Here is a 14,988-nt window from a genome sequence, read left to right on the forward strand (position 1 = left end):
CTGTACTCATGTTACCACTTGTATCCCTGACCCTGTTTTTGCCACTCGTCGGCGCTGTGCTGATTCTGTGTTTGCCGAAGCCGACGGCGCGGACGGTGCACAGCATAGCGATCGTCAGTGCCGCCCTGACCCTGGTCGGCGCTCTGGCCATGTGGCTTCAGGGCGTGAGTGGTGACGGCTTTTCCCAGGTCGAAGAGCTGGTATGGATGCCGGCCATTGGCGCCGCCTACCGGGTCGGGGTTGATGGCATCAGCCTGCCGCTGGTGCTGCTGAGTGCCGTGCTTTTCCTGGTTTCTCTGATCTATGCGTCGTCGCTTCGCGACCGTCCGCGTGCCTACGTAGCTCTGATCCTGCTTCTGGAAACCGCGGCAATCGGTACCTTTACCGCCCTGGACGGCATTCTGTTCTACGTCTTCTTCGAAGTTTCCCTGGTGTCGATGTATTTCATGATTGCCGGATGGGGACATGAAGACCGGCAGCGGGCCGCCCTGATGTTCTTTATCTACACCCTGCTGGGCAGCCTGCCACTGTTGCTCGCAATTCTGGGGCTTTACCTCGGCAGTCCCGACCCCACCTTCGATATGCGGGCGTGGATTGCCAATCCTCCTCTGGAGGGGGCGGCGGCCATGTGGGCGTTGATCGCCATGCTGATTACCTTCGCGGTCAAGATTCCTGCGATACCGTTGCATACCTGGTTGCCTGCGGCCCACGTTCAGGCACCGACCGTTGGTAGCGTCATCCTGGCGGGTATCATGCTGAAGTTCGGCACATACGGGCTGGTGCGGTTCGCCCTGCAAATGACCCCTGACGCCCTCCGCGATGCCGGCATCGTTGTTTTGTTTTTCGGTGTCGTCAGCGCAATCTACGGTGCCTTTGCCGCCCTGGCACAAACTGATCTCAAGCGCCTGGTGGCCTATACCTCAATCAACCACATGGGCTACGTCATTGTCGGCGTCGCCGTTGCCGCACTGACTCTGGACCCGTCGGTGCGTGCCGTCGCGCTGGATGGAGCCGTGCTGCAGATGTTCAGCCACGGCCTGGTCACGGGGGCCCTGTTCCTGCTGGTAGGCATGATTCAGGAGCGCGCCCATACCCGGGAAATGAACGAGTTTGGCGGCCTGCTCAAAACGGTTCCACTGCTTGGCTGGTTCTTTGTGCTGGCGGCTTTTGCGTCTCTGGGGCTTCCAGGCCTCGCGCACTTCCCGGCGGAGTTCCAGATATTCCTCGCGACTCTGGGCACCACTCCTGTCGCGGTTGTGGTGATTCTGGGGATTGCCATTATCGCCGGGACCTTTCTCAAGGCCCTGCGCGAAATCTTTCTGGGTGAACCCCGGGATCGCTGGAATAGAATGCCGGACTTGAGCCCAAGGGAAATTCTCGCGGTTGCGCCCTTGCTGGCGCTGACCGTCGCTACCGGCGTGGCGCCGTCCTGGGTGTTGGACGTCATTCACCGGACTACTTCGGCACTGGTGCTGTAATGGGTCGAGATCTCGCATTAATCATTCCAGAAATTGCCGTTCTGCTGACGGCTGTTGGTGCCCTGATTGCGGAAATGCTGCGACAGCCCCGGATTTCGCTGATCATTGCCGTCATCGGCCTGGTCGTTGGCACCGGGCTGACCCTGCGCCTGCTCGGCACAGACACAACGGTATTTGGCGGCAGTTTCCGCATCGATACGTTAAGCATCTGGGCCAAGCTTATCCTGCTACCAGCTACGGTGCTCTCGATGCTGTTGGCGCGGGTGGATGTCCGGGGCAGCGCCCGCGAGGGTACGGTTTACAGTCTGCTGATTTTTTCAACGCTGGGTGCCCTGGTACTGGCGGGGGCAGGGGACACCATGTTTCTGGTGCTGGGTGCGTTGCTGACTGGCCTGGCCACCTTCGCCCTGGTTGCCTACCCGGATACGGACCCGGCGACCGAAGCGGCGATGAAATTCTTTGTGTTCGCTTCCGTCACCACTGCCATCATGATTTTCGGTTTGAGCTACTGGTTCGGTGCCTCCGGCTCTACGCTGATCGCCGATCTGCCGTCCATGGATACCATGCCGCTGGCCGTTATTCTCGGGTTCGTGGCTGTGGTAGTGGGCCTGGGCTACAAGGCATCACTGGTTCCGTTCCACTTCTGGGCACCCGACGCCTACGAGGGCGCGCCACTGTCGATTGCCGCCTACCTATCCGTCGTGCCCAAGATTGGCGCCCTGTTTGCGCTCACTCAGGTGGTTCGTCACCTGCCACCGGAAACCGGCTGGGCTGCGGTCATGGCGGGGCTGGCCGTGCTGAGCATGACCTATGGCTATCTTGCGGCACTGGTGCAGGATAACGTCATCCGGCTGCTGGCCTATTCGTCGATTGCCCAGTCCGGCTATTTCCTGCTGGGCATCCTCGCGGTGGGCTCCAGTGAGCTGGCCTTACCATCGATCATTCTGTTCGCCGCCGCCTATGCGGCTATGAACCTGGGCGCTTTCGCGGTTGCCGCCATAGCCGGGCGCACTCTGAACGATTTTAGCGGGCTGGGCCGGTCGCGGCCTTTGATTGCCATCGCAATGGTAGTCTTCCTGCTGTCATTGGTGGGCATTCCGCCACTGGCAGGTTTCGTCGGCAAGTTCCTTCTGTTTGCGGCAGCCATTGACGTCCAGTTCACATGGCTGGCGGTGGTGGCGATCATCAATAGTGCACTGTCGCTGGCAGTGTATCTGCGCATTGTTGTGCCGATGTACAGGGGAGGGGATTCTGCATCCGTTGAGCTTGATGCATGGCTGGGATTCGTGGTGTTTGCGACGGTTGCAGCCACATTCATCATCGGACTGGGTGCCCAGTTTATGATTGTTCGCGACATCGTATGATGTGCCTAGTGTTGTGTTCGGCATCCATGCGAGAAAGCCGCCGAACGCTGACGTGGTCAAGAAATCGCCATCTTACCCCAGCAGACAAACTATGCTGCGCTACCTCAGACCCGGCGAGCCAGCCACCAACCAGCGACCATCGACAGCAACAACGCCACGAGAGGCCAGGTTATACCACTTATTGACGCAAAGGCCGGGCCCGGACAATAACCTGATAGACCCCAGCCTATCCCAAACACAGCCGCACCAATCAATAAACGGGTATCAATATCACGACGTGTGGGCACGATAAACGTTTCCGCGAACAGAGGGCCCTGGCGACGGAACACCAATTGGTAGCCGACAAACGTTGTTACCACGGCTCCGCCCATCACAAATATGAGCGTTGGGTCCCAGTTACCGAAGACGTCGAGAAAGCCCTGAACACGATGGGGGTCAGTCATACCGCCAATAGCCAGACCCAGGCCAAACAACAAACCAGCCAGGTAACCAAAAATCAGTTTCATAAAGAGTGTCCTGTCATGAGTCTGACGACGTAAACGGTTACAACACCCGTTAAAAGGAAAACCAACGTTGCCAGTATGGATCTCGGGGATAGCCTGGCGATACCACAAACACCATGTCCGCTGGTGCAACCGTTGCCGATACCAGACCCCACGCCCACCAGTAAGCCAGCCAAGACCATCAGCGGCACGCCACCGATGGGGTTGCCGACCACGGCCTCAGGATTGCCCGCCACGTTTCCAAGCGAGCCATTCAGGACAACCAACAACAGAGGCCCGCTGACAAGGCCCAGCACAAACGCCAGTCGCCAGGCAGACTCCGCAGTAAACCGATCAAAGATCAGACCTGATACCATCCCACTGATGCCTGCAATACGTCCCAACGTGACCATAAGCATCACTGCGGACAAGCCTATTAAAAGACCTCCGAAGGCACCTTGAGTAAAAGAGCTCCAGTCCATTTCTATACCTCTTCAAATGCCACGATTTGCCCGGTGGACAGTGTGTCGTCTCCACCTAACGGAGACATACCACGAGATTGTTGCAACCTATAATCTCAGTTATTTAATATAGCTGTTAACGCTATCGTTATAACATAAAACCTGATACGTTGAAATCTGATCAATTCTCTTTGCGACGAGGGTGACGCCATGCAACATCCGCTGGTCACGCATTTCTTTGACGAGCCTACAAACACATTCAGCTACATCGTTCAGGATCCTGATAGCTCGGTCTGCGCGATCATCGATTCTGTGCTGGATTTCGACTATGCCGCGGGCCGGACCGATGTCCGTTCCGCTGACAAGATTATTGAGTACGTTCAAAGCAATGACCTGAGTGTGGAATGGGTTTTGGAAACCCACGTGCACGCTGACCACCTCTCTGCTGCACCCTACCTCCATGAGCGTCTCGGCGGAAAAACAGGCATTGGTGAAAAGATCGCTGTCGTTCAGGAGGTGTTTGGCAAAGCTTTCAATGCCGGAACAGATTTCGCTCGGGATGGCAGCCAGTTCGACCGTCTGTTCAAGGAGGGCGACACGTTCATGATCGGAAATCTTGAGGCGAGCGTTCTTCACACGCCGGGACATACTCCGGCTTGCCTGACGTACGTCATCGGAGATGCAGCCTTCGTCGGCGACACACTCTTTGCGCCGGATGCCGGGACCGCCCGTTGCGATTTTCCAGGGGGCGACGCCCATACCCTTTACCACTCCATTCAGAAAGTCCTGGCGCTTCCCGGAGAAACCCGCGTTTTCCTATGCCATGACTACAAAGCGGCGGGGCGCGATGAGTTTATTCATGAGACGACCGTCGCCGAGCAACGTTCCAGCAACATCCATGTGGGCAACGATATCAGTGAAGACGAGTTTGTTGTTTTTCGCTCAGAGCGTGACGCCAAGCTCGGAATGCCCCGACTGATACTACCGGCCGTTCAGGTCAACATGAGGGCGGGGCACCTTCCCCCCTCCGAGGATAACGGACAGGTGTACCTGAAAATTCCGCTAAACCGGTTTTAAACAAAGGTCTGGAAGGGCGCAAATGTTTGGAGAAACCACTAGAGCGAAGACTCTGACGACCGTGGAAGGTTGACGGTGAAGCGAATCGCGGCGTATTTGCCAATTGTTGATTGGCTGAAAGGTTATCGTGGAGATACATTGCTAAGCGATGGCCTTGCGGCGGTTATCGTCACACTCATGCTTGTTCCTCAGGCCCTGGCCTACGCCCTGTTGGCAGGGCTTCCGCCTGAAGTTGGGTTGTATGCAAGTATGATCCCGCTGGTGGTCTACGCTTTATTCGGCACCAGTGCGACGCTGGCTGTTGGTCCTGTCGCAGTGGCGTCACTGATGACAGCCTCTGCGTTAGGAGGCGTTGCTGTTACAGGATCGCCCGAATACGTTGGTGCCGCTCTTGTACTGGCTACGCTGTCGGGGCTGATTCTGTTCGCCATGGGCGTCTTGCGGCTTGGTTTTATCGCAAATTTTCTGAGCCACCCCGTGATCTCTGGGTTTGTCACCGCTTCCGGAATTCTTATTGCGGGCAGTCAGCTTGGCCATATTCTCGGTATACAGGGTGGTGGTCACAATTTGATCGAAATGGGCGCAAACCTGATCAGCCAGTTTGGCTCTTTCAACCTGATCACGTTTGCTATTGGAGCCGGCACTCTCCTGTACCTGTTTCTGTGTCGCCAATATCTGAAAAATGCACTGGTCGGGCTCGGTCTGGCGCCCCGGGGGGCAGATATCGTTGCGAAAGCCGCCCCCGTGTCAGCGGTTATTGTGACAACAGCAGCGGCCTGGCACTTTAACTTGGGGAGTGCCGGAGTCAATCTGGTGGGGCAAGTTCCAGGCGGGCTTCCGGAGATCCGTTTACCTTCCATGGACCCCGGCATATGGGCAGCTCTGGTCCCCGCAGCCGTTCTGATCAGCTTGGTTGGATTTGTAGAATCAGTGTCCGTTGCCCAGACCCTTGCAGCTAAAAGGCGCCAGAGGATTGACCCCAATTCTGAATTAATAGCGATGGGGTTGGCGAACATAGGTTCAGGCGTAAGCGGGGGCTCTCCGGTCTCAGGTGGTTTTTCGCGCTCTGTTGTGAATTTTGAAGCCGGAGCCCGGACGCCACTTGCGGGTATGTTTACCGCAGTCGGGATTGCACTTGCCACGCTCTCACTCACCGGCATACTCGCCTTTCTTCCAAAGGCGACACTGGCCGCCACAATCATGATCGCAGTGAGCACTCTGATTGACGTAAAAGCCATTGGCCGCACCTTTCATTACTCAAAAGCGGACTTCGCCGCGATGCTGGCAACCATTGTGCTTACGCTGATTCAGGGCGTCGAAGCCGGAATCCTGGTCGGTGTGGGTCTATCGATAGGGATTTATCTGTATCGCACCAGTCGTCCACACAGTGCAATTGTTGGCCGGGTGCCGGGTACCGAGCATTTCAGAAACGTAGAGCGCCACACGGTTGAAACGGATGAGAAATCCGTCGTCCTGCGAGTTGATGAAAGTCTTTATTTCGCCAACGCACGCTATCTGGAAGAGACCGTCATGGCGCTGACGTCTCAACAACCGAAGATGAAGAATCTGGTTCTGGCTTGTCAGGCGGTAAATGCCATTGACGCTTCAGCACTTGAGAGCCTGGAGGCAATAAATGGCCGGCTCAAGGCTATGGATATACGCCTGCACATGTGTGAGGTGAAAGGCCCTGTGATGGACGGTCTGCGGCGGACTCATTTCTGTGAGGAACTCACGGGGCAGGTTTTCCTGAGCACGTATGACGCCTGGAAAACACTCTGTCTATCCTGAAGCAAGTTCAAAATGGTGCAGAACGAAGGAGCCTCTTGTTAACGCATGGAGGCCAGTTTTCCTGCTATTGGCTCTCTGTCGCCTGGTACGTTCTTTGTTCATCGGTCCAGAGCGTTTTCAGGTACTCAATGACTGACTGAATTTCCTGTTCAGTGAGAGCGTCTTCGAACGCTGGCATGGTCAGCCGATCGGTTTTGTTGAAGGGGTGCCGCCAGCCCTTCGCGATCATCTTGAACAGCATGGCGTCGCTGTGGCGCCAGGTATGGCCGGTTTCATCGTGAGGCGGTGCCGGCATTTCGCCCTTCTCATCCGGCTTTTTCCAGTTGGCAGCGCCCTCAGCCTGCTGCCCATGGCAGGCGGCGCAGTATTGTTGATAAATTTGTTGACCCTGCGCCACATTCGCGGGCGCAGGGTCGGTACTCGCCGGTTGGCCGGAAGCAATCGCAACGGTCGGCACAACGAGCAGAATCAGCAAGCCGATCCACTTATTCATACACCGGCGTCCATTCGCCGCCGTCGTCATAGGCAAACAGGTTGCCGCCCCCAACGGCTGTTAAGAAACCATGAGCTGGTGAGAAAGTCAGCGCCGTCACGGTTCCGGGTGTCTTGACGCTTGCCCAGGTTTCGCCGCCATCAGTACTGTGATGGAGTTGTCCCTCGACGACTGCATAGACGTTTTCCGGAGCGGCGGGATCATAGCTGATGGCAGACACGGTACCTCGCAGATCTCCCGCATCGCCCCAGAAGCAGAAACAGTCCATGGAGCGGGCAACGCCGCGCGTCGTGCCGGCGAAAAGCCAGCCACTCTCCATGCTGCCGGGCATGTCCGAGTGCAGGAATGCCTGCACCGGCTCTTGCGGACCCGCATCGACTTTGGCCCATTCGGCGCCGCCGTCCCTGGACCGGAACATACCCTTCTCGCCAAGGTAGGCGTAAACGGTTTCCGGCTGGGTGGCGTGAGCCGCAATGGCAGTAACTTCGAGATCTGGCAATGTGTTGTTGAGGGATTGCCAGCTTTCATTGGCGCTGTTGTAACGCCATACGCCCAGGCCCGGACCGGCGAGGTAGGTGGTGCCGTCCGCTCCCTTTGCCAGAGACGTGGGCTGAGCACCCGAATCAGATGGCGGCAGGGGAATCTCGGTGGCAGCGTGGCCATCAATGGCGAACAGGCCGCTATCCCGCAGTACGAGAAGGGCGCCTGATGAGTTGCTCGTCAATGCCTTCACTGGCTGGCCACCAAGCTCAGGCTGGGCTTGAGCCAGTGCCGGTATGACAGCAGCCAGAGCGACCAGGACAAAACACGAGAGCGCGGACTTCAGGCGATAAATGAACGCATTCATGGCGCTAACCTCAGTAATCCGTATATTCGCGGAACACACTCTGCTGTCCGTTGGCACTGAAGGCTATGACCTTGTAGTCCTGCTTGCGGCCAGTTTCCATACCGGGACTGCCCTGGACCATCCCGGGCACAGAAAGTCCTACGGTATTGAACTGTGGTTTTTCAAGGTAGGCGACAATATCATCCGCCGGTACATGCCCCTCGATCACCACATCACCGATCAACGCGGTGTGGCAGGACGCCATTTCACGGGGCACCCCATACTTTTGTTTGACCTCACTAAGGTTGTCGGTTTCAACAATGTTGGTGTCAAAGCCATTGGCCGCAAGATGCTCAGCCCAGGACTGACAGCAACTGCAATTGGGGCTCTTGTAGACGGTGATGTCTGTGCCAGCCTCTGCAGTGGACGCGACTGCGGCTGACGGCTCGGCAGACTCATCGGCCAGCATTGCCAGCGTGGTTGCGCCGGCAACGAGAACGATGGCGGCGACACCCGTATACAGGGCGGATTTTTTCATCTTCATGGTAATCCTCGGTTTGATTCGGTAGCAGGCAGCGCAAGGCCCGGGGTCGCCTTGGCTGCCCCGGGCAATGGGTGTTGGTTGGCTTAAGCGTCCTTATCCTTCTCGCCACGGTCCATGTGATCGCTGCCATGGCTCTGCATCATCTTCATACAGGCCTTTTTCATGTTTTTCATGGCTTTGCGTTCTTCTTCAGACATGTTGGACATCATGCCTTCCATGCCTTCCATGCCCTTCATTCCCTTCATGCCATCCATTCCCTTCATATCTTTCGAGGACATCATTCCGCTGTCGCCGGAATCAGAGTTCATTATGCTGTCAACTTTACCTTCGGCGTGGGCGAAAACAGAGAAGAACGCGACACTGCCGGCGAAAATGGCGGCTGTAATCGAAAGCTTGATATTTGAATTGCGCATTTGATTTGCTCCAGTTAAAGACTCGTGACGAATAGCGGTGAACACGAGGCTTACTTGTAAGAATTAACATTAATGACATTGCCGCAATGGGCAAAAATTCGGGTTAAGACTCAGGAGCGGGGTTCTGGAGGGGGGGTGATAAAGGCCAGGTAAGGGGATTGGTAGCTGCCCTCACGGGCACTGAATACCGGCTGGGAGCCGGTATCGATCAGGCCGCTAAGGCCTGTTGGCAAAAGACCGATACTGACGCCACAGCTGTTCAGCCCGCTGGCGGCCGCACAGGCCATATCTGAACCTGTGAAACAACTGGCCACGTCATCAGAAGCAGATCCGTTGGTTCCGGTCACATCGGCCATCATGGAACCGCAGTTCATCATGGACGCATCCATCTGACCGTCGGCCATTTCAGAAACAGCCAACGCCGGAGTGCTTATCACCATTATGAGTGATAGCAACAACGAGAAAATCTGGCGTGTCGTTATGGTCATTTAATGTCGGGCACCAAGTTATCGATCTTGAACGCTGTGACACAATCTTCGCCACATCGTTCACCAGATCCTAGCAGTTTTTTATGCCAATGCCATTACTTTCTGGAAATTCAAAGTCGCGTAGTAAGGCCTATCCGTTTTTTTACAAAACGCTTGACCTTAAACTTTACTTCAACGTTATTTTTGAAATCGCTGGTTGCAAGGCTGTTCGCCGCTACAGCGGTGAACCTAAGTGACAGAGATCGGTTCTGGAAAATGGGAGGAATTACAATGAGTTGCTGTAACAAATCGAACTGTGACGAAAAGGGCAAGACGAACCAGGATACCGGCTCACGAGGGCTTATGGGATTGCTGACAGGGCCACGGCGCTGGTGGGTGTTAGGTGCCATTGGTGTCACCGCCGGACTGGTTTTTGGCTGGGATACGCTTGTGCTGCTCGGGGTCGCGCCTATATTGATCTTCCTCCTGCCATGTCTGATCATGTGTGGCCTGGGGTTGTGCATGAACAAATCCAAGGACAAGAAAGGCTCGGTGACCGCAGTTGAACAGGCGGGCGAGGCTGGTGATGTCCAGTCGGTGGCTTCTCAGTCCAGGGTCTCGGATGCTTCACGCTCGACGAAAGCATTCTGACAATGAGTGTGCGCTAAGAGGGATGTCGTGGCGTTTAGCCTTGCACCTGAAAATAGCGCATCATTCCTGCATCTTCATGTTCCATGTTATGACAGTGGTAGATGTAAAGGCCGTCAAAGCGCTCGAATTTCATCGCCACCTGAACCGTTTCACGGGGCATGACCAGAACCGTGTCGTGCCAGCCACTGTCTACCAGGCCCTGCTGTAGACTGTCCGAGTTGCCGCCTCGTCGCCCTACAACGTTGAACTGCAAGCCATGAATATGCATCGGGTGAGGCATCGGTGTGCTGTTGTGGAATTCCCAGATTTCCGTGTCACCAAGGCGGACTTTTTCGTCATCCGCGACATTCGTTCCGTCAAACCGCCGGCCATTTATGGCAAATCCCCGCATCATCACCGGGCTTAACTCGAACGACCGGATTCGCGTATTGCGGTTTACCGGTATTTTTTGCCGCTGCACACCTAGCTGTGCCGGTAAAGGTTCGCTGGCCTCTACTGACTCGGCCACCTCCAGCCTGGCCAGGGGGAATCGGCTGCCGAGGGGCAGGGCGTTGCTGCCCATCATTCCCATTCCGCCCATCATGCCTGCCCGGAAACGGTCACTGATAAGCTCCAGCGCATCACCCGGCTGGAACTCGGAAAGGTCGACCCAGATATCAAGCCGCTGAGCCGGAGCCAGCACGGCGTAAGGCCTGTCTTCCGGTTCCTGAAGAAGGCCGCCGTCTGCACCGATAACGGTGACAGGTCGCCCGTCGCTCCAGGCCAGTTTGTAGATGCGGGCGTTGGACCCATTGAGAACCCGAATTCTGTATGGGCGGGTGGCAACCTTACGGGTGGTTGGAGGTGCCCCGTTAGCCAGCACTCTATCCCCGATAAAACCGTGCATACGATCCATCATGGACCCCATGCCACCGCCCATGTAAACCAGTTCATTGTTACCAGCAAAGGTGCGGTCCTGAAGCACCAGTAACAGCTCGTTATCGCCCGACGGCAATTTGAGGCCCGCTTCCTCTTCATCTTCAACGATCAGGAGCCCGGCCAGGCCCGCGTAACTCTGAAATCCCACGCGACCGCCCTGCTTGCCATGGGCATGGGAGTGGTACCAGAACAGTCCGGCCCGGTCCAGTACCTCAAAGCCTACAGTCATTGTCTCGCCTGGGCGGATCGGAAGTCTTGGTTGTCCGTCTACGTCGGAAGGCACATGAAGCCCGTGCCAGTGGACGGTGGTGTCCTCTGGCAGCTCATTGTGAATATGGATTTTGACGGTCTGGCCGTGGCGCAGCCGGATCGTTGGGCCGAGGTAACTGTCCGGGTTTTCGGTGACTGTGTTTTGCGGGCCTTTCAGCAATTCCGCCCTATAGCGCCACACTTCACTGGGGGCGCCCGGAAGAATGGGCACCGAATCGGGCATGGCGTGAAGATTCAGTTCAACATCGTATTCATCGGAATCAAGGCCGAGCGTTTCCGATTCAACCGCTTTTACCCCTCCATCACACCCGGTAAGCAGAAGTCCCGGCGACAACGTGAGAAGGACGCCGGTGCCCGCCGCAGCCCGAAGGACCGTGCGCCTATGGACACTTTTTTCCCTGCTCATCACTTGTTCCTCAGGTATTTGATCAGTGCCAGAATCGCCAGTATCAATAGCACAACCAGAAGAATCATTATCATCATCATGAATAGCCCCATACCGCCCATGCCCTGCATCATGTTGCCACCCATCATGCCTTCTCCCATGCGCCCGGGCCCATCAGCGAATGCGAAAAGGGGCAGGAAAAGTCCTATCATCAGCGTAACCAGCCTTTCAAAAACCTTCATTACAGTGTCTCCGTCTTTTTGCCCCACTTGATTTAAAGCGGGGCCTTGGCCCAGTTTGGTGCATCGCCCCCGATCTGACAATGCATGAAAAATACCTTGACCTTAAAGTTTACTTTAAGGTTATGGTTAGGATAAGTCATTGACCACTCGTTTTGAGGTGCAGGAATGAAAACGTTCAATATCGGCGAACTCTCTGAAAAAAGCGGCGTGGCCAGCCATGCCATTCGCTTTTACGAGCGGGAAAATCTCATGCCAGAGCCTGCCCGAACCCAATCGAATTATCGTCGTTACCCCGAGGATGCGATCGCCAGGCTGCAATTCATCATCCACGCCAAGCAATGGGGTTTCACCCTTGATGAGATTCGCGAACTCCTGATGCTTCAGGACGCCAATGGCGACCGCGCCGAGGCCAAGCGAATTGCAAAGAAGCAACTGGAAAAAATCCGGCATCAGATTCAGAGCCTGTCCCGCATTGAGGCCGTCCTGTCGGAAACCCTGGAGGAATGCTCCGGTGAAGGACCCATGGACGGCTGCCCGATTGTCGAAGCCATAGCCCAGCGAGGGTGACGCTGCCAGTTGCCTGCGAATGAACTGATTAAAGGCACGGAGTTAGCTGTGCCGAGGAGCCAAACGGGTATGCAACGAATAGAGATTCGTGTTGATGGAATGTCTTGCGCTTCGTGCGTCGGGCGGATTGAAAAGGCGCTCATGGGTGAGCCCGGCGTTGCGGAAGCCCAGGTGAATCTGGCGACCGGAAAAGCCACCGTGGAATTTGACCAGCCTACCACGCCGGCCATGCTAATCGACTCGATTAAGGAGGCGGGTTACCAGCCACGGCTACAGTCGGCTGAGATTCCGGTCGTCGGCATGAGCTGCGGCTCCTGCGTATCCCGGATTGAGCAGTCATTGAACAAGCAACCCGGCATGGTTAAGGCCAGTGTCAATCTGACTACCCGGAAAGCGTTTGTGGAGTTCCTGTCTGACACCCTGTCAGTGCCGCAAATTCATCAGGCGATCCGCGATGCGGGATATGAGCCTCAGGAGCCGGACGCCAGTAGCGAAACGGAAGAGCAGGACAGGGAGGGCATCGACCTCCGCCGGAAAGTGCTCTTCGCTGCAGCTCTGACTATCCCGGTAGTTCTGATTGCCATGGGCAAGATAATTCCTGCTCTGGAGGCTCTATATGCAAGCCTCCTGCCCCATCGCGGTTGGATGGCCGTGGAATGGCTGCTGACCACGCCCGTAATGTTTTACGCTGGGGCTAGATTTTTCCGCTCCGGTTACGTTGAACTGCGTCATGCCAGCCCCGGCATGAACAGCCTGGTCATGATCGGAACCAGTGCCGCGTATTTCTACTCGGTGGCGGCATTATTCGTTCCGGGTTTCTTTCCTGCAGGCACGGCTCAGAGCTATTTTGAGGCGGCGGCGGTGATCGTGACGCTCATTCTGCTGGGACGCTACTTCGAGCACGTCGCCAAAGGCCGGACGTCGGAGGCAATCAAAAAACTTCTGCAACTGCAGGCGAAGACCGCCCGTGTCATTCGGGACGGGGACGTCGTCGAAGTGCCCATCGAAGCCGTAGTACCTGGTGACCGTATCCAGGTGCGCCCGGGAGAACGGGTTCCTGTTGATGGCGTGGTGGAAGAAGGCCAATCCTACGTGGACGAGTCCATGATCAGCGGCGAGCCCGTTCCCGTGGCCAAGCAGAAAGACGCCGAGCTGGTGGGTGGAACCATTAACAAGAACGGTTCCCTGACGTTCCGGGCGACCCGGGTGGGTGCGGACACCGTTCTGGCACAGATCATCAGAATGGTGGAATCGGCTCAGGCTGATAAACCCCCGATTCAGGCGCTGGCCGACAAGATAGCGGGAATTTTCGTTCCCATTGTGATTGTGCTCGCGATTCTGACGTTCATCACCTGGTTCAGCTTCGGGCCTGCCCCGGCACTGTCTTTTGCCTTCGTGACAACGGTCAGTGTGCTGCTGATTGCTTGTCCCTGCGCGATGGGCCTGGCCACGCCAACAGCTATTATGGTCGGAACCGGTAAGGGCGCCGAAATGGGCGTGCTGTTCCGCAAAGGCGCGGCCCTGGAGACACTGTCTCGGATGGACACCATCGTCCTCGATAAAACCGGCACCCTGACTCGGGGCCAGCCTGAGCTGACAGATTTCATACTGGTGGAAGGCCGCGAGGATGAGGTCCTGGCCTGGGTTGCGGCTGTAGAGACCGAAAGTGAACATCCCATCGGGGAAGCCATCGTCAAGGGCGCAAGGGATCGGGGCCTCACGTTACCCGCGATCAGTGAATTCCAGGCGGAGCCGGGCTACGGCATCCAGGCACAGGTGGCCGGACGCCGGATCAATGTGGGCGCGGACCGTTATATGCGCCGCCTCGGTATCGACCTGGCCAGCGTCGCCGACGATGCGGTGTCACTTGCTGAAAAAGCCAAATCCCCGCTGTATGTTGCCGTCGACGGACGCCTCGCCGCGCTGATTGCCGTGGCCGATCCGCTCAAGAACGGCTCGGTGGAAGCGATTGCTGCGCTCAAGTCATCAGGGCTCAGCGTGGCCATGCTCACCGGTGACAATCGCGCCACCGCCGAGGCGATTGCGCGGCAAGCCGGCATCGAACGGGTACTTGCGGAGGTATTGCCGGACCAGAAAGCGGCCGAAGTGAAGCGCCTGCAAGAGGAAGGTGCCCGGGTTGCTTTTGTGGGTGACGGTATCAATGACGCACCGGCCCTGGCGCAAGCCGATGTGGGTATCGCCATCGGCACCGGTACCGACATTGCCATCGAGGCCGGCGACGTGGTTCTGATGCGCGGCGACCTCCGGGGCATCGTGGATGCTGCAGCGCTCTCCCGGCGCACCCGCAAAACGATCCTCGGCAATTTTGTCTGGGCCTACGGATACAATCTGGCACTGATCCCCGTAGCCGCAGGTGTTCTGTTCCCGTTTACCGGTTACCTGCTCAACCCCATGCTGGCTGCGGGTGCTATGAGCCTTTCCAGTGTATTTGTGGTGACCAATTCCCTCCGGCTGGGCCGGTTCAAATCCAATAGCGGAGGCTCCGCGGCGAGCAATATCAGCGAAAGCGGAGCCGCACAGGCCAGCGTCTCCTAAGAGGCC

The 14,988-nt window shown here is 56.8% G+C and carries 16 protein-coding genes; 7 read left to right on the forward strand and 9 right to left on the reverse strand.

Annotation, left to right across the window (positions count from 1 at the left end):
- Positions 1 to 8 precede the first annotated feature (8 nt).
- The gene (locus B3M52_RS07705) at positions 9 to 1,478 is read left to right on the forward strand and encodes a complex I subunit 4 family protein (protein ID WP_075194528.1); all 1,470 of its coding nucleotides are present in this window, start codon (positions 9 to 11) and stop codon (positions 1,476 to 1,478) included.
- On the forward strand, positions 1,478 to 2,842 hold the full coding sequence (locus tag B3M52_RS07710; protein ID WP_036206245.1) for an NADH-quinone oxidoreductase subunit N: 1,365 nt from the start codon (positions 1,478 to 1,480) through the stop codon (positions 2,840 to 2,842). Before B3M52_RS07705 ends, B3M52_RS07710 begins: the two co-directional genes overlap by 1 nt.
- 104 nt (positions 2,843 to 2,946) lie before the next feature.
- Here B3M52_RS07710 and B3M52_RS07715 read toward each other — a convergent pair whose 3' ends face one another.
- Both B3M52_RS07715 and B3M52_RS07720 read right to left on the reverse strand, forming a co-directional pair.
- Positions 2,947 to 3,348, reverse strand: a complete 402-nt coding sequence (locus tag B3M52_RS07715) for a DUF6691 family protein (RefSeq protein WP_062372443.1) — start codon at positions 3,346 to 3,348, stop codon at positions 2,947 to 2,949.
- Positions 3,345 to 3,701, reverse strand: coding sequence for a YeeE/YedE family protein (locus B3M52_RS07720; RefSeq protein ID WP_323808209.1), 357 nt, complete (start codon positions 3,699 to 3,701; stop codon positions 3,345 to 3,347). Before B3M52_RS07720 ends, B3M52_RS07715 begins: the two co-directional genes overlap by 4 nt.
- Positions 3,702 to 3,995: 294 nt before the next feature.
- On the opposite strand from B3M52_RS07720, the gene B3M52_RS07725 reads away from it, so the two are divergent.
- Together B3M52_RS07725 and B3M52_RS07730 are read left to right on the forward strand one after the other, a co-directional pair.
- Positions 3,996 to 4,862 (forward strand): MBL fold metallo-hydrolase, encoded by an 867-nt coding sequence (locus tag B3M52_RS07725; RefSeq protein WP_075194530.1) that lies wholly within the window; start codon positions 3,996 to 3,998, stop codon positions 4,860 to 4,862.
- Between the two features lie 75 nt (positions 4,863 to 4,937).
- Entirely contained in the window at positions 4,938 to 6,650 is a 1,713-nt protein-coding gene (locus tag B3M52_RS07730) for a SulP family inorganic anion transporter (protein ID WP_371915650.1), read from the forward strand.
- Positions 6,651 to 6,714: 64 nt separating this feature from the next.
- Here the strand turns inward: B3M52_RS07730 and B3M52_RS07735 are convergent, their stop codons facing one another.
- From B3M52_RS07735 to B3M52_RS07755, 5 genes are all read right to left on the reverse strand, one after another.
- A complete protein-coding gene (locus tag B3M52_RS07735) occupies positions 6,715 to 7,143 on the reverse strand; it encodes a c-type cytochrome (RefSeq protein ID WP_075194532.1) in 429 nt (142 codons plus the stop codon).
- Positions 7,136 to 7,990: a WD40/YVTN/BNR-like repeat-containing protein gene (locus B3M52_RS07740; RefSeq protein WP_075194533.1), complete on the reverse strand. Its 855-nt coding sequence runs from the start codon at positions 7,988 to 7,990 to the stop codon at positions 7,136 to 7,138. Before B3M52_RS07740 ends, B3M52_RS07735 begins: the two co-directional genes overlap by 8 nt.
- A 10-nt stretch (positions 7,991 to 8,000) precedes the next feature.
- A complete protein-coding gene (locus B3M52_RS07745; RefSeq protein WP_083637137.1) occupies positions 8,001 to 8,513 on the reverse strand; it encodes a DUF411 domain-containing protein in 513 nt (170 codons plus the stop codon).
- Positions 8,514 to 8,596: 83 nt separating this feature from the next.
- Positions 8,597 to 8,971 (reverse strand): hypothetical protein, encoded by a 375-nt coding sequence (locus tag B3M52_RS07750; RefSeq protein ID WP_256713509.1) that lies wholly within the window; start codon positions 8,969 to 8,971, stop codon positions 8,597 to 8,599.
- Positions 8,972 to 9,036: 65 nt separating this feature from the next.
- Complete coding sequence (locus tag B3M52_RS07755) at positions 9,037 to 9,414, reverse strand: hypothetical protein (protein WP_075194535.1); 378 nt, start codon at positions 9,412 to 9,414, stop codon at positions 9,037 to 9,039.
- Between the two features lie 3 nt (positions 9,415 to 9,417).
- On the opposite strand from B3M52_RS07755, the gene B3M52_RS07760 reads away from it, so the two are divergent.
- Positions 9,418 to 10,044, forward strand: coding sequence for a hypothetical protein (locus B3M52_RS07760; RefSeq protein WP_218618563.1), 627 nt, complete (start codon positions 9,418 to 9,420; stop codon positions 10,042 to 10,044).
- 34 nt (positions 10,045 to 10,078) lie between these two features.
- Here B3M52_RS07760 and B3M52_RS07765 read toward each other — a convergent pair whose 3' ends face one another.
- Together B3M52_RS07765 and B3M52_RS07770 are read right to left on the reverse strand one after the other, a co-directional pair.
- Positions 10,079 to 11,638 carry a multicopper oxidase family protein gene (locus B3M52_RS07765; protein WP_075194537.1) on the reverse strand — a complete coding sequence of 520 codons (1,560 nt, stop codon included), beginning with the start codon at positions 11,636 to 11,638 and terminating at the stop codon, positions 10,079 to 10,081.
- Entirely contained in the window at positions 11,638 to 11,859 is a 222-nt protein-coding gene (locus B3M52_RS07770) for a hypothetical protein (protein ID WP_036206272.1), read from the reverse strand. The genes B3M52_RS07765 and B3M52_RS07770 overlap by 1 nt, the downstream gene beginning before the upstream one ends.
- 165 nt (positions 11,860 to 12,024) lie before the next feature.
- Here B3M52_RS07770 and B3M52_RS07775 point away from each other — a divergent pair, with 165 nt between their 5' ends.
- Positions 12,025 to 12,426, forward strand: coding sequence for a MerR family transcriptional regulator (locus B3M52_RS07775; protein WP_036206275.1), 402 nt, complete (start codon positions 12,025 to 12,027; stop codon positions 12,424 to 12,426).
- Positions 12,427 to 12,495: 69 nt separating this feature from the next.
- Positions 12,496 to 14,982, forward strand: a complete 2,487-nt coding sequence (locus tag B3M52_RS07780) for a heavy metal translocating P-type ATPase (protein WP_075194538.1) — start codon at positions 12,496 to 12,498, stop codon at positions 14,980 to 14,982.
- The last annotated feature ends 6 nt before the right edge of the window (positions 14,983 to 14,988 follow it).

Source organism: Marinobacter sp. UBA2688 (assembly GCF_002352785.1).
In the GTDB taxonomy this organism is placed as follows: domain Bacteria; phylum Pseudomonadota; class Gammaproteobacteria; order Pseudomonadales; family Oleiphilaceae; genus Marinobacter; species Marinobacter salarius.